This window comes from Ancylobacter amanitiformis, from assembly GCF_030814815.1.
GTDB lineage: Bacteria > Pseudomonadota > Alphaproteobacteria > Rhizobiales > Xanthobacteraceae > Ancylobacter > Ancylobacter amanitiformis.
The window spans coordinates 139,962-166,495 of record NZ_JAUSVR010000003.1 but is presented as its reverse complement, the minus strand read 5'-3'; the positions used below and the strand labels follow the sequence as shown (position 1 = coordinate 166,495).

20 protein-coding genes are annotated in these 26,534 nt (G+C 69.0%); 15 read left to right on the top strand and 5 right to left on the bottom strand.

The window, feature by feature from the left end; all coding sequences use genetic code 11:
* Positions 1–81 precede the first annotated feature (81 nt).
* Positions 82–1,446 carry an L-serine ammonia-lyase gene (locus QOZ99_RS06205; protein ID WP_306889113.1) on the top strand — a complete coding sequence of 455 codons (1,365 nt, stop codon included), beginning with the start codon at positions 82–84 and terminating at the stop codon, positions 1,444–1,446.
* A gap of 98 nt (positions 1,447–1,544) precedes the next feature.
* On the top strand, positions 1,545–2,624 hold the full coding sequence (locus QOZ99_RS06200; RefSeq protein WP_306889112.1) for a GlxA family transcriptional regulator: 1,080 nt from the start codon (positions 1,545–1,547) through the stop codon (positions 2,622–2,624).
* Positions 2,625–2,633: 9 nt separating this feature from the next.
* On the opposite strand, the gene QOZ99_RS06195 is transcribed toward QOZ99_RS06200, so the two are convergent.
* On the bottom strand, positions 2,634–3,329 hold the full coding sequence (locus tag QOZ99_RS06195) for a hypothetical protein (RefSeq protein ID WP_306889111.1): 696 nt from the start codon (positions 3,327–3,329) through the stop codon (positions 2,634–2,636).
* 190 nt (positions 3,330–3,519) lie between these two features.
* Between QOZ99_RS06195 and QOZ99_RS06190 the strand changes: the two genes are divergently transcribed.
* The 3 genes from QOZ99_RS06190 (at position 3,520) to QOZ99_RS06180 (ending at position 7,636) form a co-directional block, all read left to right on the top strand.
* The gene (locus tag QOZ99_RS06190; RefSeq protein WP_306889110.1) at positions 3,520–4,647 is read left to right on the top strand and encodes a helix-turn-helix domain-containing protein; all 1,128 of its coding nucleotides are present in this window, start codon (positions 3,520–3,522) and stop codon (positions 4,645–4,647) included.
* A 361-nt stretch (positions 4,648–5,008) separates the two neighbouring features.
* A complete protein-coding gene (locus QOZ99_RS06185) occupies positions 5,009–6,268 on the top strand; it encodes an aromatic ring-hydroxylating oxygenase subunit alpha (protein ID WP_306889109.1) in 1,260 nt (419 codons plus the stop codon).
* Positions 6,269–6,457: 189 nt separating this feature from the next.
* Positions 6,458–7,636, top strand: a complete 1,179-nt coding sequence (locus QOZ99_RS06180) for an FAD-binding oxidoreductase (RefSeq protein WP_306889108.1) — start codon at positions 6,458–6,460, stop codon at positions 7,634–7,636.
* Between the two features lie 23 nt (positions 7,637–7,659).
* Here QOZ99_RS06180 and QOZ99_RS06175 read toward each other — a convergent pair whose 3' ends face one another.
* The gene (locus QOZ99_RS06175; protein WP_306889107.1) at positions 7,660–8,397 is read right to left on the bottom strand and encodes a hypothetical protein; all 738 of its coding nucleotides are present in this window, start codon (positions 8,395–8,397) and stop codon (positions 7,660–7,662) included.
* Positions 8,398–8,653: 256 nt separating this feature from the next.
* Here QOZ99_RS06175 and QOZ99_RS06170 point away from each other — a divergent pair, with 256 nt between their 5' ends.
* The 9 genes from QOZ99_RS06170 to QOZ99_RS06130 all read left to right on the top strand — a co-directional run bounded on the left by QOZ99_RS06170 (position 8,654) and on the right by QOZ99_RS06130 (position 20,179).
* Positions 8,654–9,628: a GlxA family transcriptional regulator gene (locus QOZ99_RS06170; RefSeq protein WP_306889106.1), complete on the top strand. Its 975-nt coding sequence runs from the start codon at positions 8,654–8,656 to the stop codon at positions 9,626–9,628.
* A 151-nt stretch (positions 9,629–9,779) separates the two neighbouring features.
* Positions 9,780–10,562 (top strand): YoaK family protein, encoded by a 783-nt coding sequence (locus tag QOZ99_RS06165; protein ID WP_306889105.1) that lies wholly within the window; start codon positions 9,780–9,782, stop codon positions 10,560–10,562.
* 169 nt (positions 10,563–10,731) lie between these two features.
* Positions 10,732–12,771 (top strand): NADH:flavin oxidoreductase, encoded by a 2,040-nt coding sequence (locus QOZ99_RS06160; RefSeq protein WP_306889104.1) that lies wholly within the window; start codon positions 10,732–10,734, stop codon positions 12,769–12,771.
* Positions 12,772–12,797: 26 nt separating this feature from the next.
* Positions 12,798–14,798, top strand: a complete 2,001-nt coding sequence (locus QOZ99_RS06155) for a DUF3483 domain-containing protein (protein WP_370876811.1) — start codon at positions 12,798–12,800, stop codon at positions 14,796–14,798.
* Positions 14,795–16,024: an electron transfer flavoprotein subunit alpha/FixB family protein gene (locus QOZ99_RS06150; protein ID WP_306889102.1), complete on the top strand. Its 1,230-nt coding sequence runs from the start codon at positions 14,795–14,797 to the stop codon at positions 16,022–16,024. The genes QOZ99_RS06155 and QOZ99_RS06150 overlap by 4 nt, the downstream gene beginning before the upstream one ends.
* Entirely contained in the window at positions 16,021–16,842 is an 822-nt protein-coding gene (locus tag QOZ99_RS06145) for an electron transfer flavoprotein subunit beta (RefSeq protein ID WP_306889101.1), read from the top strand. The genes QOZ99_RS06150 and QOZ99_RS06145 overlap by 4 nt, the downstream gene beginning before the upstream one ends.
* Positions 16,843–16,996: 154 nt before the next feature.
* Positions 16,997–18,772 carry an ArnT family glycosyltransferase gene (locus QOZ99_RS06140; RefSeq protein ID WP_306889100.1) on the top strand — a complete coding sequence of 592 codons (1,776 nt, stop codon included), beginning with the start codon at positions 16,997–16,999 and terminating at the stop codon, positions 18,770–18,772.
* 17 nt (positions 18,773–18,789) lie between these two features.
* Complete coding sequence (locus QOZ99_RS06135) at positions 18,790–19,113, top strand: lipid-A-disaccharide synthase N-terminal domain-containing protein (protein ID WP_306889328.1); 324 nt, start codon at positions 18,790–18,792, stop codon at positions 19,111–19,113.
* Between the two features lie 283 nt (positions 19,114–19,396).
* Entirely contained in the window at positions 19,397–20,179 is a 783-nt protein-coding gene (locus tag QOZ99_RS06130; protein WP_306889099.1) for a phosphatase PAP2 family protein, read from the top strand.
* Here the strand turns inward: QOZ99_RS06130 and QOZ99_RS06125 are convergent.
* The 3 genes from QOZ99_RS06125 to betB form a co-directional block, all read right to left on the bottom strand.
* A complete protein-coding gene (locus QOZ99_RS06125; RefSeq protein WP_306889098.1) occupies positions 20,166–20,876 on the bottom strand; it encodes a glycosyltransferase family 2 protein in 711 nt (236 codons plus the stop codon). The two genes, QOZ99_RS06130 and QOZ99_RS06125, sit on opposite strands and share 14 nt — an antisense overlap.
* A 105-nt stretch (positions 20,877–20,981) precedes the next feature.
* Complete coding sequence (betA, locus tag QOZ99_RS06120; protein WP_306889097.1) at positions 20,982–22,664, bottom strand: choline dehydrogenase; 1,683 nt, start codon at positions 22,662–22,664, stop codon at positions 20,982–20,984.
* On the bottom strand, positions 22,664–24,736 hold the full coding sequence (gene betB / locus QOZ99_RS06115) for a betaine-aldehyde dehydrogenase (protein ID WP_306889327.1): 2,073 nt from the start codon (positions 24,734–24,736) through the stop codon (positions 22,664–22,666). Before betB ends, betA begins: the two co-directional genes overlap by 1 nt.
* A 663-nt stretch (positions 24,737–25,399) precedes the next feature.
* Between betB and QOZ99_RS06110 the strand changes: the two genes are divergently transcribed.
* Complete coding sequence (locus QOZ99_RS06110; protein ID WP_306889096.1) at positions 25,400–26,359, top strand: choline ABC transporter substrate-binding protein; 960 nt, start codon at positions 25,400–25,402, stop codon at positions 26,357–26,359.
* Positions 26,360–26,534: the final 175 nt, after the last annotated feature.

The following is a 26,534-nucleotide window of genomic DNA, read 5'->3' as shown; positions in this document are numbered from 1 at the left end:
CGGGATCGCGTGCAGGAGGGAGAGCGATCCCGGCTCTCCGCTTCGCTCCGGCCGGGATGACGAAAGCTGGAGTTGCAACCCATGATCAGCGCCTTCGAGCTCTTCAAGATCGGCATCGGCCCCTCCTCCTCGCATACGGTGGGGCCCATGGTGGCGGCGGCGAGCTTCATTGACCGCCTCGACGGGGCCGGCATGCTCGCCCGTGCGGCGCGCGTGGAGACCACGCTGTTCGGTTCGCTGGCCTGGACCGGCCGCGGCCACGGCACGGACAAGGCGGTGATCCTCGGTCTCGCCGGCGAACGCCCGCGCACGGTGGATCCCGACCGCGCCGACGCGCTGGCGGCGGATGTCGCCTCGCAGCGGCGGCTGGCGCTGGCGGGCCGCCACATGGTGCGGTTCGAGAGCGAGCGCGACATGCTGTTCGACGGCGTGTCGGCGACGCCCCGGCACCCCAACACGCTCGCCTTCCGCGCGCTCGATGCGAGCGGCAACGTGCTGGCGGAGGAGCGCTGGTGCTCCATCGGCGGCGGCTTCGTGGTGCCGGAGGACGAGGTCGGGCGCCCGCCCGGCGCCGACGAGGTCGCCCTGCCGCATCCCTTCCGCAATGCCCGCGACCTGCTGGTCGTGGCGAACAAGGCCGGCCTCACCATTGCCGAACTGGTCTTCGCCAACGAGGTCGCCCGCCGCCCGAGCGACGAGGTGATGGGCCATCTCGACGGCATCGTCGATGCGATGATGGCCTGCGTCGATCGCGGCATCGCCACGTCGGGCGAACTGCCCGGCGGGCTGAAAGTGCGCCGGCGCGCCAAGGCGATCCACGACACGCTGATCTCGCGCAACGCCCGCACCCCGCACGAGGTGATGGACTGGGTGAGCCTCTACGCCATCGCGGTGAACGAGGAGAATGCCGCCGGCGGGCGGGTCGTCACCGCGCCCACCAATGGTGCGGCCGGCGTGGTGCCGGCCACGCTGCGCTACTATCTCGATCATTGCTCGACCGCCTCGCGGGCGGGCATGCATGCCTTCCTGCTCACCGCCACCGCCATCGGCGCGCTGTTCAAGATGAACGCGTCGATCTCCGGCGCCGAGGTCGGCTGCCAGGGGGAAGTGGGCGTCGCCTGCTCCATGGCGGCGGCGGGCCTCGCGGCCGCGCTGGGCGGCAGCAACGAGCAGATCGAGAATGCCGCCGAAATCGGCATGGAGCATCACCTCGGCATGACCTGCGACCCGATCGGCGGGCTGGTGCAGGTGCCGTGCATCGAGCGCAACGCCTTCGGCGCCATCAGCGCGGTCAATGCCGCCTCGCTGGCGCTGCACGGCGACGGCACGCACATCGTCTCGCTCGACAAGGTCATCGCCACCATGCGCGAGACCGGACGCGACATGGCGTCGAAATACAAGGAAACCTCGCTGGGCGGGCTTGCCGTGAACCTGCCCGAATGCTGAAACGTGAACGCGATCGCGTCGGAACGGCACCGACCTTGCTTCGGCATGCCTTGCGACGGCAGGCAGCAAATTTGCTATGCTGTGAGCCGGAGCAGGCAATGAGCACCCAGCGCCCCACATCGACCGGTCCTTCTGCCGCCAGTCATTCGACCGGCGGCCCCTCGTCCGCTGCCCTCGCGCCCGCGCTGAATGTCGGCTTCCTGCTGACCGACAATTTCACCCTGTCGGCCTTCTCGCTGATGGTGGACCAGTTCCGCCTCGCCGCCGACGATGGCGACCGCTCGCGGCCCATCCGCGCGCGCTGGCAGGTCATGTCCTCGAAGGCCGATGCGATCCGCGCCAGCTGCGGCATCACCGTCTCGCCCTCCGGCCCGCTCGGCGACCCCGCGGCGTTCGACTACATCATCGTGGTCGGCGGCCTGCTGCATGGCGGGCAGCAGGTGGACGAGGAGACGGTCGCCTTCCTCAAGCGCGCGGCCCGCGCCGGCGTCTCGCTGGTGGGCGTGTGCACCGGCTCCTTCGTGCTCGCCCGCGCCGGGCTGATGACCGGGCGGCGCTGCTGCGTGTCGTGGTATCACTACCAGGACTTTCTCGAAGAATTCCCCCACCACACGCCGGTGGCCGACCGGCTCTACGTCATCGATGGCGACCGCATCACCTGCGCGGGCGGCGGCGGGGCGGCGGACCTCGCCACGGCGCTGGTGGAGAAGTCGATGGGCCGCTCCGTGGCGCAGAAGGGCCGCCACATCCTGCAGCTCGATCGCCAGCGGCCGGGCTCGGAATCCCAGCCCCACCCGCCGATCGCCGATCTGGTGGCCGACGACCGGGTGCGCCGGGCGCTGCTGCTGATGGAACAGCACCTCGCCGACCCGCTGCCCATCGCCGACATCGCCCGCCGGCTGCAATTGTCCACCCGCCAGCTGGAACGGCTTTTCCAGACCGTGATGGGCCAGCGTCCGGCGGAGTTCTACCGGCGGCTGCGCTTGCGCTATGCGCGCTTCCTGCTCGACACGACGGGACGTTCGGTGACGGATATCGCGCTGGAGGCCGGCTTTTCCGACTGCGCGCATTTCTCCCGCCAGTTCAAGGCCCAGCACGGCTTCACCCCCTCCGATGCGCGGGCCCAGTCGCCCGGGCCGATGGCGCGCAACCTCGCGGCGCAGCGCCTGTTCGACTGAGCGGCGGTTTCAGCGGATCGACAGGCGGAGAAAATCCGCGCTGACCCGGATCTGCGTCGCGCCGTCGCTGTCATTGGCGCGCACGGTATCGACCAGCGCCGCCTTGGCGTCGACCCGCCAGCCCACGCTCGCCTGCATCGGCAGGGTGATCTGTGCATCGAGCGAGCCGACCGCGAGATGGACCGCGCGCGGCGGCGCCTCGCTGAAATCGAGCCGCGCCCTGAGCGCGGTTCCGCGCAGATCGACGCGGTCCACCGCGCCGGCAAGGACGAGATCGCCGGCCCGCGTCTGCGTGTCGAGCGCGGCAAAGCGGCCGTCGAGTTGCGCCTCCACGGCGGCGAGATCGATGCGCACCGAGACGTCGGGGGGCAGATTCGCCGTGAGTTCCACCACGCAGTCCGAGGATTCCAGCAGGGACGGCGTGCGCGCCTCGACGCGCAGCACCACGCCCTCCACCCACATGCGGCTCGACGTGCGGCAATCATTGTAGAACCAGCTCGAGTACCAGCGGGAGAACCAGCCGGTGCGGCGCTCGGCAAGGTGCGCCTGTGGCGTGCCCCCCGGCCGCGCGGTCAGCTTCACCGTGGCGGCATCGCCGATGATTTCCACTCGCTCGACACCGGCGAGATCGAGCCGCCTATCATCGGCGCGGGCGAGGGACACGCCGACCAGCAGCGCGGCGAGGACGAGAACAAGCATCTTCATGGCGGGCATCCGTTTGAACAGCGATGCCCCATCCGTGGCCGCGCGCCGCCTTGCCGGCGACCTCGATCGTGTTTCAGGTCGACCTGATGCGCGATCCGGGCCAGAAACGCGGGTCGTCCTCGCCGCACCCGTCCTCGCCGCTCCCGTCCTCGCCGCTCCCGTCCTCTCCGCTCCCGTCCTCGCCGCACCCATGATCTTCGTTCCGCTGCCCTTCGTCGTCGCCCTCATTCTGGCGCTGCTCGCCATCCGGCTGCTGCGCTCGGAGGAGAGCGGACGCCATCACGCCCTGTTCCTCGCGCTCATCGCCGCCTATGCGCTGCAGTCCGTGCTGGTCGGGCTGCGCTGGGGCTATGATCTGCGCGCCGTGCAGCCCTTCCAGGCCGCGCTGGCCAGCCTCATCGCGCCGCTGGCCTATGTCGCGTTCCGCAGCCTCACCGAGGACGCCGGCGAGGGAACCCGGCCCGCATGGCTCTGGCCGCATCTGGTCCTGCCGCCGCTGCTCGTGGGGCTGTTCTTCGCGTGGCAACCGGCGCCGATCGGGCCCTGGGTGGTGACGCTGTTCCTCGGCTATGGCGGCGCGCTGCTCTGGCTCGCCCGCCGGGGACCGGACGGGCTGGTCGGCTCGCGGCTCGACGGCACCCTGCGCTCCTATCGCGCGCTGCTGCTCACCGCGAGCGCGCTCATCGGTTCGGCGGTGACGGACATGCTGATCTCCGTCGACCTCGACTGGACGGGCGGCCGCAACACCCCGGCGATGATCGCCTCCTTCAACGTCGTCGCGCTGCTCGTGCTCGGCGCCGCCGCCGCCGCCGCCGATTCCGCCGCGCCGGGGACGGAGGCCGCGCGCGCGCCCTCGCGCGGGGCGGAGGGTTCGACGCGGGACGATGCCCCTCGCGATGCCCCGCCCGAGGACGAACCCGACGAGGATGAACCCGACCACGACGACCGGCCCGGCTCCGGCTCGCCCGACGAGGCCGCGCAGGATGCCGCCGTCATCGCCGCGCTGGAGGCGCTGATGACCGAGCGCCGGCTCTTCACCGATGTCGACCTGGATCTCGGCCGCCTCGCCCGCCGCCTCGCCCTGCCCGCGCGGCGGCTGTCGCAGGCGATCAACCGCACCCACGGGGTCAGCGTCTCGCATTACGTCAACGGCCTGCGTGTCAATGAGGCGCAGCGCCTGCTCGCCGGCACCGACCTGCCGGTGACGCGGGTGATGCTGGATGCCGGCTTCCTCACCAAGTCCAATTTCAACCGCGAATTCCGCCGCGTCGCCGGCACCAGCCCTTCCGCCTGGCGGCGGGAGCGGGCCGGCCCGTAAGCGCCGGGGCCAGTGAACGCGGGGCTGCGAGCGCCGGAGCGCGTGACCGCTTGAACGCAGGGGCGCACAGGGTCTTGGGGTCTTGGGGTCTTGGGGTCTTGGGGTCTTGGGGTCTTGGGGTCTTGGGGTCTTGGGGTCTTGGGGTCTTGGGGTCTTGGGGTCTTGCGAGCCGAGCGACCGCCAGATCCCGCGAGGAAACCGCGCCGCGCCGCCCTCCGCCTCCGGTCTCCTCGCCTCGTGACCGGCAAATGTCGGCTTCGATAAATCCATTGTCGGATTTATGAAAGTCACCGGCCCGCTTTAGTCGAACAATTCCATTCCAGACGACAAGCGGGCCGGGACCCGCGAGGGAGAACTGTCGATGCTGGATTCCACGCAAACGCCGCTCAAGGCGCTGCTGCGCCGCCGCCAGCCGGGCTACAGCCTTGAAGCACCGTTCTACACCAGCCCCGAGATCTTCGAGGCGGACATGAACGTCATCTTCGGTCGCCACTGGATCTTCGTCGGCGTCGATCCCGACATTCCCGAGCCGGGCGACGCGATGAGCCTCAACATCGGCAGCTACGCCATCTTCCTCGTGCGCGACGACGACATGAATGTCCGCGCCTTCCACAATGTCTGCCGCCACCGCGGCGCGCCGATCGTGCACGATTACAAGAGCACGGTGGGCAACCTGGTCTGCCGCTACCATAGCTGGACCTACGGCCTCGACGGCAAGCTGCTCTTCGCCGAGCATATGGGGGCTGATTTCGATCCCGGCTGCCACGGCCTCAAGCCCGTGCATGTGCGCTCGCTGGAAGGTCTCATCTTCGTATGCCTCAGCGACGACCCACCGGCCGATTTCGACGTCATGGCGGCAAAGATGGCGCCCTATCTCGCGCCGCACGATCTGAAGAACGCCAAGGTCGCCTTCGAGAAGGACATTATCGAGCCGGGCAACTGGAAGCTCACCATGGAGAATAACCGCGAGTGCTATCACTGCGCGGGCAACCACCCCGAGCTCACCGTGCCGCTCTTCGCCTATGGTTTCGGCTTCGCGCCGGAGGAACTCGACGAGCACGGCCGCAAGGAGGCCGAGGAATATGCCAAGCTCGTCACCGACTCGCATCGCGAGTGGGAAAGCTGCGGCTTCCCCTCGGAAATGATCGAGCATCTCGACGACATGGTGACGGGCTATCGCACCGAGCGCCTGCCGCTGGCCGGCGACGGCGAGAGCCACACCAACGACACCAGGGCCGCCTGCAAGAAGCTCCTGGGCACGATCAACGATCCCCGCCACGGCGCGCTGCATTTCTGGACCCAGCCCAATAGCTGGCACCACTTCATGTCCGACCACGCGGTGGTGTTCTCGGTGCTGCCGCTCGACGCCGAACGCTCGCTGCTGCGCACCAAGTGGCTGGTGCACAAGGATGCGGTCGAGGGCGTCGACTATGATCTCGAAAACCTCGTCGGCGTGTGGGATGCCACCAACGACCAGGATTCGACGCTGGTCGGCTATTGCCAGGAAGGCGCGCGCTCACCGGCCTATGAGCCCGGCCCCTACTCGCCGCACACCGAGATGCTCGTGGACAAGTTCTGCAACTGGTATATCGGCCGCATGGCCGAGCATACCGGGCGCTGAGCGGTCGATATTACCGCCCCTCTCACGTCCCTCTCCCCGTTGGGGAGAGGTGGCCCGCGCAGCGGGTCGGTGAGGGGTTCCAGCGATTGCGGAGCGTTTAAGACCCCTCACTCCAACCCTCTCCCCGACGGGGAGAGGGGGCAGGACCGGCTCCGCGGAGCGGCCGCACATAATCGGAACCGGAACACCATGGACGCTGCCACTCCCAACGTCTCGCCCGATCCCGCGGCCCTGCGTCTCGCCGGCACCCTGCCGCTCTGGAACCCAGAGGTGGACGATGCGCTGATCGTGCGCGAGATCCGCAACGAGACGGCCGACGTGAAGACCTTCGTGCTCGCGCCGAAGGACCCGTGCCTGTTCCGCTACGCGCCGGGCCAGTTCCTCACCCTCGACCTCGAGATCGGCGGCGAGAGCGTCAACCGCTGCTACACCATCGCCTCCGCGCCCACGCGCCCGCACACGCTCGCCATCACCGTGAAGCGCGTGCCGAACGGGCCGGTGTCGAATTTCCTGCATGACACGATAAAGGTCGGCTCGGCGCTGCGGGCGGTCGGGCCGATGGGCGATTTCTCCTGCCTCATGCAGGGCACCGCCTCGCAGACGCCCGATCACGCGCCGAAATATCTGTTCCTCTCGGGCGGCAGCGGCATCACCCCGCTGATGTCGATGGCGCGCACCTTTCACGACCTGGGCGAGGCGCGCGACATCGTCTTCGTGCACGCCGCGCGCTCGCCGGTCGACATCATCTTCCGCACGGAGCTGGAGTTGATGGCGCGCAACCAGAAAAGCTTCCGCTTCGCCCCGGTCTGCGAGGCGGACAGCGCGTTCGAACCGTGGCACGGCCTGCGCGGCCGGCTGAATCTCGGCCTTCTCCATCACGTTGCGCCGGATTATGCGCAGCGCGAGATCTTCGTCTGCGGCCCCTCGCCCTTCATGGCGGCGGTGCGCGAGATGCTGAAGGGCGCGGGCTTCGACATGGCCCGGCATCACGAGGAGAGCTTCGACTTCGCCGAACTCGCCAAGGCCGAGCCCGACGTGGCGGCCGAGGTGATCAGCGCCGAAGGGCTGGAGGCCGTGGAGCGCGCCCTGGAGGCGCCGGCCGTGACCACCTACACGGTCGAGTTCGCCAGGCAGAAGCGCACCATCGAGTGCCGGTCCGACATGTTCGTGCTCGACGCCGCCCGCCGCGCCGGCGTCCGGCTGCCCTCTTCCTGCTCGAAGGGCCTGTGCGGCACCTGCAAGTCGAAGCTGCTCGATGGCACGGTGGACATGAAGCACGGCGGCGGTATCCGCCAGCGCGAGATCGATGCCGGAATGGCGCTGCTGTGCTGCTCGAAGCCGACCAGCAATCTCGTGGTGGACCGCTGAGCCGCCGGCCGCGGCGCGCCGCCTCAGCGCATGAACGAAAAGGCGCCGCTGACCGCGCCGCGCACGCTGTCCACCGCCGCGGCCGCGCCGTTCTTCACCGCGCCATAGGCGGAAGCCGTGCCCTCGACCGTGCGGTCGACAATGGCGCCGGCGCTGGGCAGGCCGAAGAAGCCGCCCGTTTCAGCCTCGGCCACAGGTGCGGCAGGAGCGGGCGTGAAAGGAGTGGGTGGCGCCGCCAACATCGCGTGCGCACCGGTCGGAGCCGCCACGGAATCGGCAGCCGCGGAGGTCAGGCCGATGTGATAGGAGGCGCTTATGATCATGGGATCGCGCGTGTCGCATGCGCCCTCGCAGCGATCGAACCGTTCAACGCCGGCCGGCATCACGGCCGCGACATGCGGCGCCGCATGCTTCGGCGCGGAAACGGCGGCCGGCGCCGCCACCGCGACGCTCGACGCGGGCTCGGCCGCGCCACGATAGAGCGCGGTGGGATCGATTGCCCGCAGCAGGCCGGGAATGCCCTGCCGGTCGCTCTTGGCCGCCGCCTCCGCCTCGTTCAGCAGCGCCTCGCTCGGCTCTTCGGCGATCAGGCGGGCCTCGTTCTTCTGCGGCACCTGCTCGGCGAGCGCACGCCGATAGCCATGGTCATCGGCAAAGGCGTAGATTCCCACCAGCACGGCGGCCCCGAAACCCAGCGGAAGCAGGATCCGGCCGGGCAGCCAGCCATGAAAGGAGGCGTATGAAGTTCCTGCGAAACGCATGTCGCGACTCCCGCGTTGCCATGTCCCTATTTCCAGTGAACGCGGCGTCATTTTTGCGGCGGCTTTCTTGCTTGCCCATGACGATGCCCGGGTATTTCTAAGCGATTTATTGCATGATGTCGCCCGATGGAAACATTGCGAAACCAATCAATACGCTCAGCAAGCTGGATCGCCCCTTTCAGGACGCGACGAAACGCAAGAACCGGCTCTCTTGATTGATTCAAGACTGATTGCGACCGAAATCGGACAGCATCCCGTGCTCAGCCTCGCCACGCTTTCGCATATCGGCTTCCTTACCCTGCCGAACCATTCGATGATCGCCTGCGCCAACGCGCTGGAGGCGCTGCGCATGGCGAATTACGTCGCCGAGGCCGCGCTTTATTCCTGGCGCGTCGTGACGCTCGACGGCACGCCGGCGCCGGCCAGCAACGGGCTGACGCTCTCCCCGACCGTCGCCCTCGCGGAGGCCGGCCCGCTCGACCTCATCATCGTGTGCGGCGGCACCGACATTCGCCACGCCGCGACCCCGGCCATTGCCGATGCGCTGCGCCGACTGGGCCGGCGCGGCACGGCGCTGGGCGCGCTGTGCACCGGCAGCTTCGTGCTGGCCGAAGCGGGGCTGCTGGATTTCCACCGCTGCGCCGTGCATTGGGAGAATCTCTCGGCCATTCGCGAGGAGTTTCCCGAGATCGACTTCGTCGAGGAAGCCTTCGTGATCGATCGCGACCGGCTCACCTGCACCGGCGGCGTGGCCCCGCTCGCCATGATGCTGGCGCTGATCGAGGCCAAGGCCGGCCGCGCGCTGGCCGATAAAGTGTCCGAACAGTTCATCGTCGATCCGGCGGGGCGGCGCTCCGGCGAGCGGATCGCGGCGCGCCCCCGCCCGGCCCTGCCCGACCCCACGCTCGCCCGCGCGGTGCGGCTGATGGAAAGGGCGATCGAACGCCCCCCCGGCATCGCCGCCATCGCCCGCCGGCTCGACGTCTCGCCGCGCCATCTGGAACGGCTGTTCCGGCGGCACCTCGGCGTCACCCCCGCCGCCTATCATCTGGGCCTGCGGCTGGAGCGGGCGCGCGAATTGCTGCGCCTGTCGCCCCTGCCCGTCACCGATGTCGGGCTCGCCTGCGGCTTCCAGTCGGCGGCGCATTTCTCCACCGCCTATGCCCGCCGCTTCGGCCGCCCGCCCAGCGCCGAGCGCCGGCCCCGGGCGGCGCCCGTCCCGTCCATCTGACCCACGCGCAAACGAACGGCCCTACCGCACCGCAATGTGAGCGTTGTTTACTCTGGCGCAGGGCGGTGCATGCTATTAGTGACTCAGCGATCTTCCGATCTGGTCGATCTCACCCCGGCCGATGAGCGCGGATATCCGCCGCGCAACCGATATGAACGCGCCCCTGAAGCCGACCGGCTACCGCCAGTTGGCCGCCCGCTACACCACGCTGACCGCCGACATGCTGGCGCCGCAACGCACGCCGCTGGCCGATGCGTGGCTTGGCCTGCCCATGACCTTCGTCGCCGGCGCCACCAATGCCGGCGGGCTGCTGGCGGTGGGTCAGTACACCTCGCACATGTCCGGCATCATCTCCTCCGCGGCCGACCATGCCGTGGTCGGCGCGCTGGACCTTGTCGTGTCGGGCGTGGGCGCACTGATCGCCTTCCTGCTCGGCGCGGCCACCTCCGCCGTGCTGGTGAACTGGGGCCGGCTGCACCATGCCGGCCGCGAATACTCGCTGCCCCTCGCGCTGGAAGCGTGCCTGCTGCTCGCCTTCGGCCTGCTGGGCGCCTATACGCGCTCGTCCAGCGTCGTACTCGGCATGGAAGTGGCGGTCCTGTGCTTCATCATGGGGCTGCAGAACGCCACCGTCACCAAGATGTCGGGCGCCAAGATCCGCACCACCCACATGACCGGCATCGTCACCGATATCGGCATCGAGCTGGGCAAGCTGTTCTATTCCAACCGCCGCCGCCGCGGCACAAGCGCCCCGCTGGTGATGGCCGACCGCGAGAAGCTGAAACTGCTGTGCTATTTCCTCGGCTGCTTCTTCTTCGGGGGGATCACCGGCGCGCTCGGCTTCAGCTATGTCGGTTTCGTCTTCTCGGTTCCGCTGGCGCTGATCGTGTTCGCGCTGGCCGGTCCGTCCTTCCTGCGCATCCTGTTCCGCTGACGCATCCTGTTCCGCTGACGCATCCTGTTCCGCTGAAAGGGGTCGCAGTCCTACCGGGACGATGGCGCAAACCTTCTGTTCGCCATGGGCAGAAGCGACCTATCGTGGGAACCTCGCAGATGGCCCCGCATCGGGTGCCGGATCGCGGTCGAAGGAGCGCGCGACCATCATGATCGCCAATGCCGAGGCCTTGCTGAAACCCTTGACCATCAAGGGTCTCACCATCCGCAACCGGGTGATGTCGACATCGCACGCGCCCGGCTACGGCAAGGATGGCAAGCCGCAGGAGCGCTACCAGCTCTACCACATGGAAAAGGCCAAGGGCGGCATCGGCCTGACCATGTTCGGCGGCTCCTCCTCGGTCGCCATCGACAGCCCCGCCGCGCCCTGGAACCAGATCTCGGTCGCCGACGACAGCGTCATTCCCTATTTCCAGCAGTTTTCCGAACGCGTGCACGCCCACGGCGCCAAGCTGATGATCCAGCTCACCCATATGGGCCGGCGCACCAAATGGGACACCGAGAACTGGTTTCCCACGCTCGCCCCCTCGGTGCGGCGCGAGCCGGCCTCGCGCACCATTCCGCGCGCCATGGACCGGCACGACATCCGCCGCGTGGTGAAGGCCTTTGCCGACGCCGTGCGCCGCTGCAAGGAAGGCGAGCTCGACGGCTGCGAGATTTCCGGCGCGCATGGCCACCTCATCGACCAGTTCTGGTCGCCCAGCGTGAACCAGCGCAGCGACGAATATGGCGGCAGCCTGGAAAACCGCATGCGTTTCGGCATCGAGATTCTGGAGGCGATGCGCGAGGCGGTCGGGCCGGACTATGTCATCGGCATGCGCATGTCCGGCGACGAGATGATCGCCGACGGCCTGAGCCACGAGGACTGCGTCGCCATCGCCGCCGAATATGCCGGACGCGGCCTGGTCGACTTCCTCAACATTCTCGGCGGGCAGGCGCGGGACGAGATGAGCCACGCCGTCTCGCTGCCCAACATGTCCTTCCCCGTCGCGCCCTTCCTGTTCCTGCCCAGCGCCATCAAGCGCGAAGTGGATGTGCCGATCTTCCACGCCCAGCGCGTGACCGACCTTGCCACCGGCGCCCGCGCCGTCGCCGAGGGCCATGTCGACATGATCGCCATGACGCGCGCCCACATCGCCGACCCGCATCTGGTCAAGAAGCTGATGGAAGGGCGCGACGACGACATCCGCCAATGCGTCGGCGCCGGCTACTGCATCGACCGCATCTATGTCGGCGGCGACGCGCTGTGTCTGCAGAACGCGGCCACGGGCCGCGAGGCCACCATGCCGCATGTCATCCCCAAGGCGGATGTGGCGCGAACGGTCGTGGTTGTCGGCGCCGGCCCGGGCGGGCTGGAAGCGGCGCGCGTTTGCGCCGAGCGCGGCCACAAGGTGGTGCTGTTCGAGAAGGAAAATATCGCCGGCGGGCAGGTCAACATCGCGGCCAAGGCCACCTGGCGCGAGGCGCTGTCGGGCATCCCGCGCTGGCTTTTCGCGCAGGTCGCCAAGAAGGGCGTCGATATCCGCCTCGGCCGCGAGGCGACCCCGGCGGATGTGCTGGCCGAAAACCCGGATGTCGTCATCATGGCGACCGGCGGCCGGCCCAATCCCGGTCCTGTGAAGGGCCATGAGCACGCCGTCTCCACCTGGGACGTGCTCGCCGGCAAAGTGGAACCGACCGGCTCGGTGCTGGTCTATGACGAGATCGGCGGCCACAACGCGGCCTCCACCGCCGAGGTGCTGGCCAAGCGCGGCTGCCTCGTGGAACTGGCGACGCACGATCTGCAGATCGCCCAGGAGGTCGGCACCACCAACAAGCCGGTGCACCTGCGCGAACTCTACAAGCTCGGCACCGTGCTCACGCCCAACATGGAGCTGATCGAGATCTACCCGGAGGGCAACCGGCTGGTGGCGGCGCTGCGCAACACCATGACCGAGGCCGAGGAAGAGCGCGTGATCGACCGCGTGGTGGTCGATCACGGCACGCTGCCGGTGGACGGCCTGTTCGAGGCGCTGCGCGGCCAGTCCGTCAATGACGGCGAGACCGATCTCGACGCCATGGTGGATGGCCGTCCGCAGCGCTGGACCGGGCAGCCGGGCTTCGCGCTCTATCGCGTCGGCGATGCGTGGACCGGGCGCAACATTCACGCCGCGCTCTACGATGCGCTGCGCCTCTGCAAGGACCTGTGAGGGGGAGGAGCGCCATGACCCCCATCATGAACCCCGCCACACCCGCCGCGTTCTGCCTGTCGCTGGTCATCCTCTCGCTCGCCGGCCTCGCGCTGGCGCTCATGGCGCGGCGCGCGCGGCTGTGGTGCGCCGGCCGCCCCGTGCCGGTGGAGTGGGCGCGCGGGCTGCGCGCGCTGCCCAAGCGCTATCTCGTCGACGTGCACCATGTCGTCGGGCGCGACCCCTATGCCGCGCGCATGCATGCGCTCGCCGCCGGCGGCCTGCTCGGCGGCTCGGGTCTGGCGCTGCTGGCGCTCATTCCCGCGCTGGGCGGCGCGCGGCTTTACTGGGCGCTCATCGCCCTCGCCTTCGCGGGCGCCCTCGCCGGCGGGGTGATGGTGGGGCGCCGGCGTTATCCCGCGAGGCCCGCGCGGCTGTCCGGCGGGCGCTTCCAGATCCTGCCCTTGCTGCTCACCTTCTATGCCGCCGGCGGATTTCTGGTGGCGTTCGATGCCGCGCTGGGCGGCGCCCTGCCGGCGCTGGCCTGGCCGGCCCTCGCTCTCGCGATTGCCGGCGGGCTCGGCCTCGTGCTGCAGATCGACCGCGGGCCGATGCGCCATGCCTTTGCCGGGGCGGCCCATCTCGTCGTCCATCCGCGTCCCGGCCGCTTTGAGGGTGAGCGGGCCACGGCTCTCGCCCCCCTTGATCTCGACGCTCCACGCCTCGGCGTCGCGACACCGGCCGACTTCGCCTTCAACCGGCTGGTGGGGTTCGATGCCTGCATCCAGTGCGGGCGCTGCGAGACCGCCTGCCCCGCCTTCGCTGCCGGCCAGCCGCTGAACCCCAAGCGGCTGATCCAGGACCTCGCCGCCGCTCTCCAGCCAAACGCCACGAACGCGACCTACAAAGGCAGCCCCTATCCGAACGCCCGCGCGGTGGCCGGCATTGGCGGGCCCGACCTGCCGCTCGTCGGCGCGGGGGCGATGATCCATCCGGACACGTTGTGGTCCTGCACCACCTGCCGCGCCTGCGTCGAGGAATGCCCGATGATGATCGAGCATGTCGACGCCATCATCGACCTGCGCCGCCATCAGACGCTGGAACTCGGCGCCCTGCCCGCCAAGGCCTCGCCGCCGCTGATGGAACTGCGCTATGCCGACGAGCCGGGCGGACGGGCGCTGGCCGCCCGCACCGATTTCGCCGCCGGCCTGACGCTGCCCCTGATCTTGGCGACCGGCCGGGCCGATGTGCTGCTCTGGCTCGGCGAGGGCGCCTATGAGTTGCGCTACGGCCGCACGCTGCGCGCGCTCGTCACGCTGCTGCAGATGGCGGGCGTGGACTTCGCGGTGCTGGGCCCCGAGGAGCGCGATTGCGGCGACCTCGCCCGCCGGCTGGGCGACGAGGCGACCTTCCAGCGCCTCGCAGCCGAGAACATCGCGACGCTGGCGCGCTATTCCTTCTCGCGCATCCTCACGGCCGATCCGCACGCCCTGCACGCGCTGCGCAACGAATACCGGGCGTTCGGCGGCGCCTATGAGGTGATCCACCACACCGCCTTTCTCGACGGCCTGCTGGCGGGCGGGCGGCTCACCGTGGGGGCGCTCCATGAGGCCCGCGTGACCTATCACGATCCCTGCTATCTCGGCCGCTACAATGGCGAAATCGACGCCCCCCGCCGCCTGCTCGACCGGCTCGGGCTCGCCCGGCTGGAGATGGAGCGCGCCGGCAAACGTTCCATGTGCTGCGGTGGCGGCGGCGGCGCGCCGGTGAGCGACATCGAGGGCGAGCGCCGCATCCCCGACATCCGCATGGCGCAGGCCGCCGCGACCGGCGCGGGCATCGTCGCCGTGGCCTGCCCGCAATGCTCCGCCATGCTGGACGGCGTCACCGGCGAGCGCCCTGAGGTGCACGACATCGCCGAATTGGTGCTGATGGCGGTGGAGGCGGGCAGCGCCAAGGCCGCGCGCAAGGATGCCGCCGGCAAGGATGTCGCCGGCAAGGATGCCGCGCGCAAGGATGCCGCCCGCCCGCCGGAGCCGGTCGCATGAGCCGCCTTCGCCGCGACCCGCGCATGGAGCGCGCCGCCCACCGCATCGCAGGCACCCCCCGGCCGCGCTTCGATCTGGCCGCCGCATCGGCCGCCACGTCAGCCGCCACGTCAGCCGCTCCCGGGCGCCTGCGCCGGGACCCACGCGGCGAGGAACGGCTCGCCCTCGTTCCCGGCACGCCGCGCCGCCGGCTCGACCGCACCCAGCGCGTCGCCCTCGCCCCGGCCGGCGCCGTGCCTGCGGCCGCCATGGCGGAGACGGCGCCACGGCTCGTCGTCATCGCCGAGCCCGCCTATCTCGTCGCCGTGGTGCCGGATGCGCCGGGCGGGCGCCTCACCCCGCATGACCGGCAGGTCATTGGCGCCGCGCGCCTCCTGGCGGATGCCGGCGGTGGCGCGGTGCTCGCGCTGGTCGAGATGCCGGGCGAGGACCTCGCCGCCGCCGGTGTCGATCGCGTGCTCGGCCTGCCGGTCGCCGGCTACGACCCGGAAGCCAAGGCCGCGCTCCTGCATGCCGTGCTGGATGGGCTGGACATTCGCCACGCGCTGTTGCCGGAGAGCGCGGACGGGGCGGACCTCGCCCGCCGCCTCGCCGCGCTCACCGGCGAGGCGCTGTTCGCGGGCGCCGAGAGCCTGACCGCGAAGGCGATCACGCGCGCGGCGCAGGGCCGGCGCATCGAGCAGCGCCGCGCGCCGCCGCGCCTCATCACTCTGGCGGCCGATGCCAGCGCCCCCCATGGCGGCGCGCCGCACGAGGCGATCCCGGTCGTCTTCGCGCTGCCGACGCTGGCGCCGGGAGCCATTCTCTCCGCCGAATTCGTGCCGGCCGATCCGGCCAGTGTCGGGCTGGACGAAGCGGATTTCGTCGTTTCGGCCGGCAATGGCGTTCATGATTTCACGGCGTTCCGCGCCTTGGTCGCGGCGCTCAACGCGACGCCGGGGGCGAGCCGCATGGTGTGCGACGCCGGCCTCATGCCGCGGGCGGCGCAGGTCGGCGCCTCCGGCACGGTGCTCGACGCACGCTGCTATTTCGCCCTCGGCATAGCCGGCGCGCCGCAGCATTTGCAGGGCGTGGCGCGCTGCGAGCATGTCGTGGCGGTCAATACCGACCTGCATGCCGCCATGATCGAGCGCGCCGGCCTCGCCATCGTCGCCGACGCGCAGAAGGTGATGCCCGCGCTCATCGACGCCCTCACGGGCGCGGGCGCGGCGGAGGCGCAGCCATGAAGATCGCCATCCTGTTCTCGGCCGGGCGGCACGCGGCTTCCGGTCGCCCCGCGCCCGTGCCGGTGGAGTTGCAGGCCATCCGCCTCGCGCGCGAGCTGATCGGCCAGGCGGCCGGGGACGCGGCAGGCGACGCAGCCGGCGACCTGTCTGGCGACGCGCCCGGCGTCATCACCGGCTTCCATGCCGGCCCGGATGCCGGCCCGCTCAAGGACGCGCTCGGTCATGGCCTGTCGCGCCTCGTCCAGCTTTCCATCGGCGCGCAGGACGACCCGCTGCCCAGCCTTGCCGCCGCGCTCGGCGCGGAGCGCTTCGACCTCGTGCTCGCGGGGCGGAGCGGACAGGGCGGCGAGGATGCCGGCCTGCTGCCCTATGCGCTGGCCCGCGCGCTGGGCCTGCCGATCGTGGCCGATGCCTGTGCGCTGGCGGCCGGTCCGCAGCCCGGCACCTTGAGCCTTGAGCAGGCCCTACCGCGCGGCGCCCGGCGGCGGCTCATCCTGCGGCTGCCGGCGCTGATCACCGTGCACCCCGCCGCGCCGGCGCCGCTGCCCTTCGCCTTCGCCGCCATGCGTCGCGGCATGCTGGAGACGCGCGAGGGCGTGCCCGCGCCGCGCGCGGCGGGCGAAGTGGAGGAGCGGGCCTATCGGGCCCGGCCGAAACTCATCGCGAAGAGCGCCGCCGGCGCCTCGGCCACGGAACGGCTGAAGGCCGCGACGGAGGCCGCCAGCAGCGGCGGGCGCCTCCTCGTCGACCCCTCGCCCGAGGACGCGGCACGCGAGATTCTCGCTCATCTTCGGCAGATCGGCGTGCTGCGTCACTGACCCTACGGAAGGCTCGCGAGCCTGATGGCGCAACGCGTTGCGGAGGCTCCCCCGTCACGCAAACGACATCATTGGTCACGCAAAAGACGCTGCGCGACTCCATCCAGTTCGCTCACCAGAATGCAGCGCGCGCAAGCCGACGGGAGACGTGGCGATGGACGAGACGATGGGCGCTACAAGGAGCGCGGCTGCGACCCTTCCCCCGCCCGCCCGCCTTGTGCCCCTTGCCGAACCCTGGCGGGGGCTCGCTCTCATCCTTCTGGTGCTCGTCTGCCTGCTGCCCGGCTTTTTCAGCCTCCCCGTTGTCGACCGTGACGAAGGCCGCTTCGCGCAGGCCTCGCGGCAGATGCTGGAAAGCGGCGACTATGTCGTGCCGCGTCTGGGCGAAGAGACCCGCTTCAAGAAGCCGATCGGCATCTACTGGCTGCAGGCCGCGGCGGTGAAGGCCACCGGCCTCGGTGCCGAGGCGCCGATCTGGGCGTTCCGCCTGCCCTCGCTCATCGGCGCGCTGATCGCGGTGCTCATCACCTATGCCGTCGGCCGGCGGCTGTTCGACGAGGATACCGGCTTCATCGCCGCCGCCCTGCTGGGTGCCTCGCTGATGCTGAGCGTCGAAGCCCGCCTTGCCAAGACCGACGCCGCCCAGCTCGCCGCCGCGCTGGCGGCGCAATGGGTGCTGGCGCAGGCCTATCTCGCGGGGTTTTCACCGGAGACGGCGCGCAAGCGCCTGCCGACCGGCGCGGTGCTGCTGTTCTGGGGCGCGCTCGCCGTCGGCATCCTGATCAAGGGGCCCATCGTCCCGCTGCTGGTCGGGCTCACCATTGCCGCGCTGCTGGTGTGGGATCGCAAGGCCGCCTGGCTGAAGCAGTTGCGCCCCGCCATCGGCGTACCGTTCATGCTGCTGATCGTGCTGCCCTGGATCGTCGCCATCGCGGTGCAGGCGGGTGCCGGCTTCTTCCACGAATCGGTCGGGGTGGATCTGCTGGGCAAGGTCGCCACCGGGCAGGAATCGCACGGGGCCCCGCCCGGTGCGCATCTCATCGCCTTCTCCATGGCCTTCTGGCCCGGCGCGGCGCTGGCGGTGGCGGCGGCGCCATGGGTGTGGCGCAACCGCGCCGTACCGGCTGTGCGGTTCTGCCTGTGCTGGCTGGTGCCTTTCTGGCTGGTCTTCGAGTTCATCGCCACCAAGCTGCCGCACTATACGCTGCCGGCCTACCCCGCCATCGCGCTGCTCGCGGCGGCGGCCCTGACGGCGCGCGGCACGGCGCGCGAGCCGCTCTGGATGCGCATCCTCGTCGCCATGGCGGCGGCGGGCGGCGCGATCAGCGCGCTGGCCGGACCGATCGGCCTGCACGTGCTGGAGCATCGGCTGTCGCTGACGGCATGGGCGCTGGCCGGCCTCGTGATTCTGCTCGGCGCCTATGCGCTGCGTCAGGCGCTGGTCGCCGGCACGCGCGCCGCGCTGCTGCCGCTGCTGGCCGAGGCCGCCATGCTTTACGCGCTGCTGTTCGGCCTCGTCGCGCCGCAGATCAACAGCCTGTGGATCGCCCCGCGACTTGAAGCGGCGATTCACCGCGTCGCCTGCCCGAACCCGCATATCCTGGTCGCCGGCTATGGCGAACCGAGCGTGCTGTTCACCCTCGGCGCGCGGACACGGTTCGGCAATGGCCTGGACGCCGCCAACCTCATCGCCACGGGAGCCGACTGCCGGGTCGCCGTCGTCGCGGAGCCGCATATGGCGCTGTTCGAGGCGCGCCGCGCCGAGCTCGGCCTCAGTGCCACGCCGGTCGATGTCGTCACCGGCATCAATAGCGGCAACCTGAAGCCGATGCGGCTGAACCTGTTCGTCGCCCCGGCGGCGGGCCCGGCCGCCGCGGCGCCCATCCAGCCCCCATCCGCGCCGGCCTCTGCGCAAGGAGCACAGCCGTGACCCTCGTCCAATCCGCCATGGGCGGCCTCGCCCTGCTCAATCCCTGGGTTGTCATCGGCTTTCTCGGCCAGGGCCTGTTCACCGCGCGCTTCCTGACGCAATGGATCGCCAGCGAGCGGGCGGGGCGCAGCGTCGTTCCGACCGTGTTCTGGACCTTCTCGATCTGTGGCGGCGTCACGCTGCTTGCCTATGCGCTCTACCGCGAGGACCCGGTCTTCATCGTCGGCCAAGCCGCCGGACTGCTGATCTACGCGCGCAACATCTATTTCATCCTGCGCGAACGTGCCGCCGCCAGCGGCGCCGCCGTGTCGGCCACCGAAGCCACCGACAACGCGCTCTGAAACGGCCGATTGCGCGCCATTCTGTCACGCCGCGGCAGTTTCTTGCCTGCGGAACATTTCATGACGGCTTCATATTCATCTGATTTAGTTCTTAAGAACATGCCAGCTTGCTACGGATAAATTTCTTTATCGCAGGATACGGATGTTTAATTTGCGCGCATATGAGCAATTCAAGAACTATCCGATTGCAACAACATGCCTTTTTACTGTTGCCATATCTCTATTGTTCTATGCCATTCCGGAAATTGACAAGTCATTCACTCACCTTTTCTATGAACCCGGCATGGGGTTTCCCGCCGCGAAGAAAAATGCGTTGATCGATTTCCGCAATCTCGCGTCGAATCTGTCCATCGCGCTTCCTGTCACTCTCGCTCTCGCGCTCGGGCTGAAGCTGATCTACCCGTCAAAGCCCTGCCTGTGCTCGCCGCGCATGTCGCTCTATTTCATCAGCCTGTTCCTCATCGGCCCCACGCTGATCGTGAACGGCGTGCTGAAGAGCTTCTGGGGCCGGCCCCGTCCGGTCAGCGTCATCGATTTCGGCGGTATGTGGCCTTTTCACGAAGCATGGGTCATCGCCGATCACGGCTGGCTCAACCGTTCCTTCAGTTCAGGCGAGGCCGCCACGGTCGCCTGCCTGCTGCCGCTGACGCTGTTCGTGCCACGCCCGTGGCGCGTGCAGGTTGTCACGCTGGTCGGCGTGCTGGTGGCGGCGACCTCGCTCAACCGCATCGCCTTCGGCGCGCATTTCCTGTCGGACGTGACGATCTCGATCTGCCTCATGCTGGTGATATCAGTGGTGCTGCACCGGGTCTTCTTCGTCACCCATGCGGCCGCCCTGTCCGATGAGGTTCTGGAGCAGCGGCTCACCGTGATCGGCCTGGACTGGGCGGGCCGGCGCGCCGCGCTGCGTGCGCGCACCGGCCGGATGGTGGCTGATGGCGTGAATGCCCTCGCCCGCGTCGGCCACGCTCAGCTGCGCAGCGCCCGCGCGGTGGCCGCCACGGCCGCCAGTTTCATCGCCACCCGCCGCGACGTTGGACGGCGCATGCCGCTCACCCCTCGGTAACGGGTGGCAGAACGGTGCGCCGCCGCAGCCAGGCGACCCCGAACAGGTCATAGACCCCCACCAGCGCTCGCCCGAAATTGGTGTATTTCGACTGGCCGGCGAGGCGCGGGCGGTCGTTCACCGGCAGATATGCCACCTCGTGGCCATAGGTGAGGAACAGCGCCGGCAAGTAGCGATGCATGGTCGCGAAATAGGGCAGGGTCAGGAAGGCGGCACGGTGAAACGCCTTGATGCCGCAGCCGGTATCGGGGCATTCGTCGGCCAGAAGATAGGCCCGCAGCCGATTGGCGAACAGCGAGGCCCAGCGGCGCGAACCCGTGGCCCGCCGGTTGGTGCGCACGCCGCCGACCAGCGCCGGCTCGCCGCACTCGGCCTCGCCAAGCCGCCCGACCAGCGCTGTAATATCCCGGGGGTCGTTCTGTCCGTCGCCATCCATGGTGACGATGACCGGGAAGCGCGCGGCCCGCACCCCGGAACGCAGCGCCGCGCTCTGCCCGGCGCGACGGCCATGGCGCAGGCAGCGCAGCTTGGCGAGGCCCAGCGCGCGCAATTCCGCCGCCGTCCCGTCGTCGCTGCAATCGTCCACCACGATGATCTCGCCGAGCAGCGCCTCGGGGACCGAACTCACCGTCTCGGTGACAAGACGCGCAATGTTCCCGGCTTCGTTATGGGCCGGGAGGACGACTGAAATAGGCATGGGCTCACCTGCACAAAGGGAGCGCATCTGGCCCACCCGCCGTGACATTTGTGTGAAGTCCCAGCACGCCGGCCTGTCCTCCGGCCGGCGCCTCCCCCACCGCGCTCAGCGCTGCGCGGTGCGCCAGTCGGGCGCCACGTGATAGGGCGCGGTGGAGGGCGCCAGAAGCGGCTTGCCGAGGATATGATCCGCCGCCTTCTCGGCCAGCATGATGGTCGGCGCGTTGAGATTGGCATTGGTGATGGACGGCATGGTGGAGGAATCCACCACCCGCAGCCCCTCGACGCCGATCACCCGCATCTGCGGGTCCACCACCGCCAGCGGGTCGCTTGCCGCGCCCATCTTGCACGAGCACGAGGGATGATACGCGCTCTCGACATGCGCCCGCACGAAGTCGTCGATCGCCGCGTCGCTGGTCACGCCCGCGCCGGGCTGGATCTCCCGGCCGCGATAGGGGGCGAGCGCGGGTTGCGCGAAGATCTCGCGGGTGAGGCGCACGGTCGCGCGGAACTCCACGAGATCGTCGGGATGGGTGAGATAGTTGAACTGGATGCGCGGCTTGTCGAACGGATCGGCGGAGTTGAGCCGCACCCAGCCACGGCTCTTGGAGCGCATCGGCCCGACATGGGCCTGGAAACCGTGCTCGCTTGCCATGCCCTGCCCGTCATAGGTCACGGCCAGGGGCAGGAAATGATACTGGATGTCCGGCGAGGCGACACCCGCGCGCGAGCGGATGAAGCCGCAGGTCTCGAAATGGTTGGTCGCGCCAAGCCCGTCCCGGGTCAGCAGCCAGCGAGCGCCGATCATGCCGCGCGCAAGAAGGCCCATCTGCGAATAGAGCGTGATCGGCTGGGTGCAGGCCTGCTGGAAATAGATCTCCAGGTGATCCTGCAGGTTCTCGCCGACGCCGCGCCGATGCGCGATCACCTCGATGCCGTGCGATTTCAGCTCGTCCGCATCGCCGATGCCGGACAGTTTCAGCATTTGCGGCGAGGCGATCGAGCCCCCCGAAAGGATCACTTCGCGGCCGGCACGCGCATGGTGCTTCTCGCCGCCGCGCGACCAGGCGACCCCAACCGCCCGGCGCCCCTCGAACAGGATGCGCTCGACACGGGCATGGGTCTCCACCCGAAGGTTGGCCCGCTTCATCGCCGGCTTGAGATAGGCATTGGCCGCCGACCAGCGCACGCCGTCCTTGACGGTCATGTCCATGCGGCCGAAGCCTTCCTGGTTGAAGCCGTTGACATCGTCGCTGGCGGCATACCCAGCCTGCACCGCCGCCTCGACAAAGGCATTGTAGAGCGGGTTCTTCAACGGGCCGTAGCGGTTGGCCAATGGCCCCTCTGCCCCGCGATATTCATCGCCCCCCGAGTCGCGGCTTTCTTGCCGGCTCTCGGCCTTGCGGAAATAGGGCAGCACGTCGGCATAGGACCAGCCCTGCGCGCCCTCCTCCTGCCAGCGGTCGAAATCGGCCGGGCTACCGCGCATGTAGACCATGCCGTTGATCGAGGACGAGCCGCCCAGCACCTTGCCGCGCGGGCAGTGCATCCGCCGGCCGCCGAGCCCGGGCTCCGGCTCGCTCTCGTACATCCAGTTGTATTTCTTCATGTTCATCGGGATGGAGAGCGCGCTCGGCATCTGGATGAACATGGAGCGGTCCGACCCGCCATATTCGAGCACCAGTACCCGATTGGTACCATCCGCGCTCAGCCGGTCGGCCAGGACACAGCCGGCCGAGCCGGCGCCGATGATGACATAGTCGAAGATGTCGGGCGAGGTGCTGGCCATCAGTAGGGTGCCTCGACATGGCCGAGATTGACATAGACGCTTTTCAGCTGGGTGTAGTGCTCGATCGCCGCCTTGCCGTTCTCCCGGCCGAGGCCCGATTGCTTGACCCCGCCAAAGGGCAGCTCGATCGGCGTGATGTTGTAATGGTTGATCCAGCAGGTGCCGGCGTGGAGCTGGGCGATCACCCGGTGGCCGCGCGCCAGATCGCGGGTGAACACGCCCGCGGCGAGGCCGAATTCGGTATCGTTGGCCCGGGCGATCACCTCGTCCTCATCCGTGAAGGAGAGCACCGCCATGACCGGGCCGAAAATCTCCTCGCGCACGATGCTCATGCCGTCCGTGCAACCATCGAAAACGGTGGGCGCGATGAAGGCGCCCATGCTCAGGCCATTGGCGGTGACACGCGCTCCGCCGGCCAGCAGCTTCGCGCCCTCCGCCCTGCCCTTCGCGATATAGCCGAGCACCTTCTCCATGTGGTCGGGCGAGATCAGCGCGCCGACCTGCGTTGCCGGATCCAGCGGATCGCCCACCACCATTTTCTCGACACGGGCGACCAGCTTCTCGATGAAGGCCGGGCGCACGCTCTCATGCACGAAGACGCGTGTCCCGTTGGAGCATACTTCGCCGGCTGAATAGAAATTCGCCAGCAGCGCGCCGGACACCGCGTCATCGATATCGGCATCGTCGAACACGATGAGCGGCGATTTTCCGCCCAGTTCCAGCGTCACATATTTCAGCGCGCCGGCCGCGTCCGCCATCACCTTCCGGCCGGTGCCGACCTCGCCGGTGAGCGAGACCTTGGCGATGGCGGGATGGCGGGTGAGCAGGCGGCCGGTCTCGGCAAAACCCTGCACCACGTTGAACACGCCCTCCAGCACGCCGGCTTCCGCATAGATTTCCGCGAGCTTGAGCGCGGTGAGCGGGGTGAGTTCCGCCGGCTTGAACAGCATGGCATTGCCGCAGGCGAGCGCGGGAGCGGATTTCCAGCAGGCGATCTGCAGGGGATAGTTCCACGCGCCGATGCCGGCGACGATGCCGAGCGGCTCGCGGCGGGTATAGCCGAAGGCCGAGGGGCCGAGATCGACATGCTCGCCCGACAGTCCGGCCGCGAGGCCGGCGTAATACTCGATGCAGTCGGCGCCCGAGGCGACATCGACCACGAGCGTTTCCTGAATCGGCTTGCCGGTATCCAGCGTTTCCAGCCGCGCCAACTCGTCATTGCGCGCCCGCAGCAGATCCGCGGCGCGCTTGAGGATGCGCCCGCGCTCGGCCCCGGTCATCGCGGCCCACCGCTTCTGGCCCGTGCGGGCGGCGGCGATGGCGGCTTCGACCTCGGCCTCGCCGGCGATCTCGATTTCCGCCAGCACGTCGCCGGTGGCGGGATTGCGGGTCTCGAAGGTGGCGCCGCCGGTGGCGTGGTAGCGGCCGCCAATGTGATTGGCGAGAAGCGGGGGACGAGGTGTCATGACGAGGTGTCCGTTCAGGGAAGCGGCCGGGCGTTCACCGCCACTCCAGGCGGCGGCGATCTGGGCATCGACGAAGAGGGCGGCGATCTGCCGGGCGCTGACCGAATCGGTCTCCCCGGCCGCCGAGAGAGAGGAGCGCAGCCACAGGCCATCGATGACGGCGGCGATGGTGATGGCGAGGCGCGCCACCTCGCCTGGCGCGACGATGCCGCGCAGGTCGTGGCGGAGATTGGCCAGCATGCGCGCCTGATAGACGCGCTGCACCCGCCGCAATCGCTCGGAATGCAGCACCTGCCCCCAGAAGGCGAGCCAGACGCTGGAGGTGCGCTGGTCGAATTCCTCGGGGGCGAGATTGGCATCGATCAGCGCCTGCACGCGCGCGCGCGGCCCCCTCGCCTCGCGCAGCCGCAGCGCCGTGGCACGATAGAGCCGCAGCGAGAGGAAACGCAGCGTCGCCTCCAGCAGCCCATCCTTATCGCCGAAATAATGCGCCACCAACCCGGGCGAGACACCGGCGCGGCGGGCGATCTGGGCGAGTGTCGAGGCGTTGAAGCCGATTTCGGCCAGCGATTCGATGGTGGCGTCGATCAATTGCCGGCGGCGCACATCCTCCGGCGCGCGGCGGCGGTCGGGTGCGGCGTCGGCCCCCTCGGGCGGCGGGCCGGCAATCGACGTGGCATTCTGGGCGGAATTCTGGGCGGAATTCTGGGGAGGAACACGGGCATGCGCGTCGGATCCGGCCACCACCACCTCCTCCTGATCGGCCACGCTCCGTCTCTGGAACGGGCGATGACGGCCCGCGCGACGGGACATGCGCTCGGAACATTCGTTATTGAATGATCATACAATACACAGTTCGCCATCGTGCGGAAGACCCTGCCCGGCGGGCGGACACGCGAGCGGTATGGCACGTCGCGTGGATACTGCCGGCGTGGCGGATATCGTCAAACTGCCCGCAAATGGCCCGAAAAATAAGAATTCCTGGGCAAAAATTACGCGTGACAAAGGGCCCATTCGCGTTTTGAATGACTGTTCAAAAGAAGCCTCCAGAGGCCGCATCTCAAGGTCGCCGGCATGAGCGACGCGATGCGGAGAGGGTCGATCGCACGCCTGCCGAACCGCCGCCGCGGCGACGACCCGGCATGACGACGCCGCGCCCGCGCGGTGGATCGAAGCGACCCCGACTTGTCGAAACCGGTCGTGCCGGGGCTTGGCGTGTCGCCGGCCCGGTTCCATGATCCAGGCAGGATGCAACGGGAACAGCCATCTATGCGCACGTTCAACACTCTGGCCGCGGCCGCCCTCGGGCTGGTGCTCGGTTTCACCCCCGCCCTGCGCGACGCGGCGCAGGCCGCCGAGCCCGCTATCTGCAAGACGGTACGCTTCGCCGATGTCGGCTGGACCGACATCACCGCCACCACCGCGGTCGCGTCCACCATCCTGGAGGCGCTGGGCTACACGACCAAGACGCAGGTGCTCGCGGTACCCGTGACCTACAAGTCGATGCAGACCAAGGACATCGACGTCTTCCTCGGCAACTGGATGCCGACCATGGAAGCCGACCTGAAGCCTTATCGCGACGACAAGAGCGTCGAAGTGATCGGTGTGAACCTCGAAGGCGCCAAGTACACGCTCGCGGTGCCGACCTATCTCTATGACGAGGGCCTCAAGTCCTTCGCCGACATCGCCAAGTTCAAGGACAAGCTCGGCGGCAAGATCTACGGTATCGAACCGGGAAATGACGGCAACCGGCTGATCCTCGACATGATAAAGGACGACAAGTTCGGCCTGAAGGGCTTCGATCTCGTCGAATCCTCCGAACAGGGCATGCTGGCGCAGGTGGAACGCGCCTCCAAGCGCAAGGAAGCCATCGTCTTCCTCGGCTGGGAGCCCCACCCGATGAATTCCAAGTTCAAGATGAGCTACCTGACGGGCGGCGACGACGTGTTCGGCCCGAACTATGGCGGCGCCACCATCTACACCAACGCTCGCGCCGGCTATGTCGCCGAGTGCCCCAATGTCGGTACCTTCCTCAAGAACCTGAAATTCTCGCTCGATGCCGAGAACGTGGTGATGGGCTACATCCTGCTCGACGCGATGGACGGCCCGAAGGCGGCGACCACGTGGCTGAAGGCCAATCCCTCGGTGTGGGAACCCTGGCTCGCCGGCGTGACCACGATCGACGGCAAGCCGGCCGTGCCGGCGGTCAAGGCCGCGCTCAAGATCTGAGCACCGCCCCTCCGGCTCCCCCCCGCAAGGTGGGCGGAGCCGGCCGAGGCGCCCGTGCGAGCACCGCCGCGCCGGGCGGGGAATCGATGCCCCCGCGCCCGAGCATGGGCTGCGCTGCGATCGGCGGACAGGCCCGCACCCGGCATCGGTGACGCGCGCCATCGCGTCGTCTGGC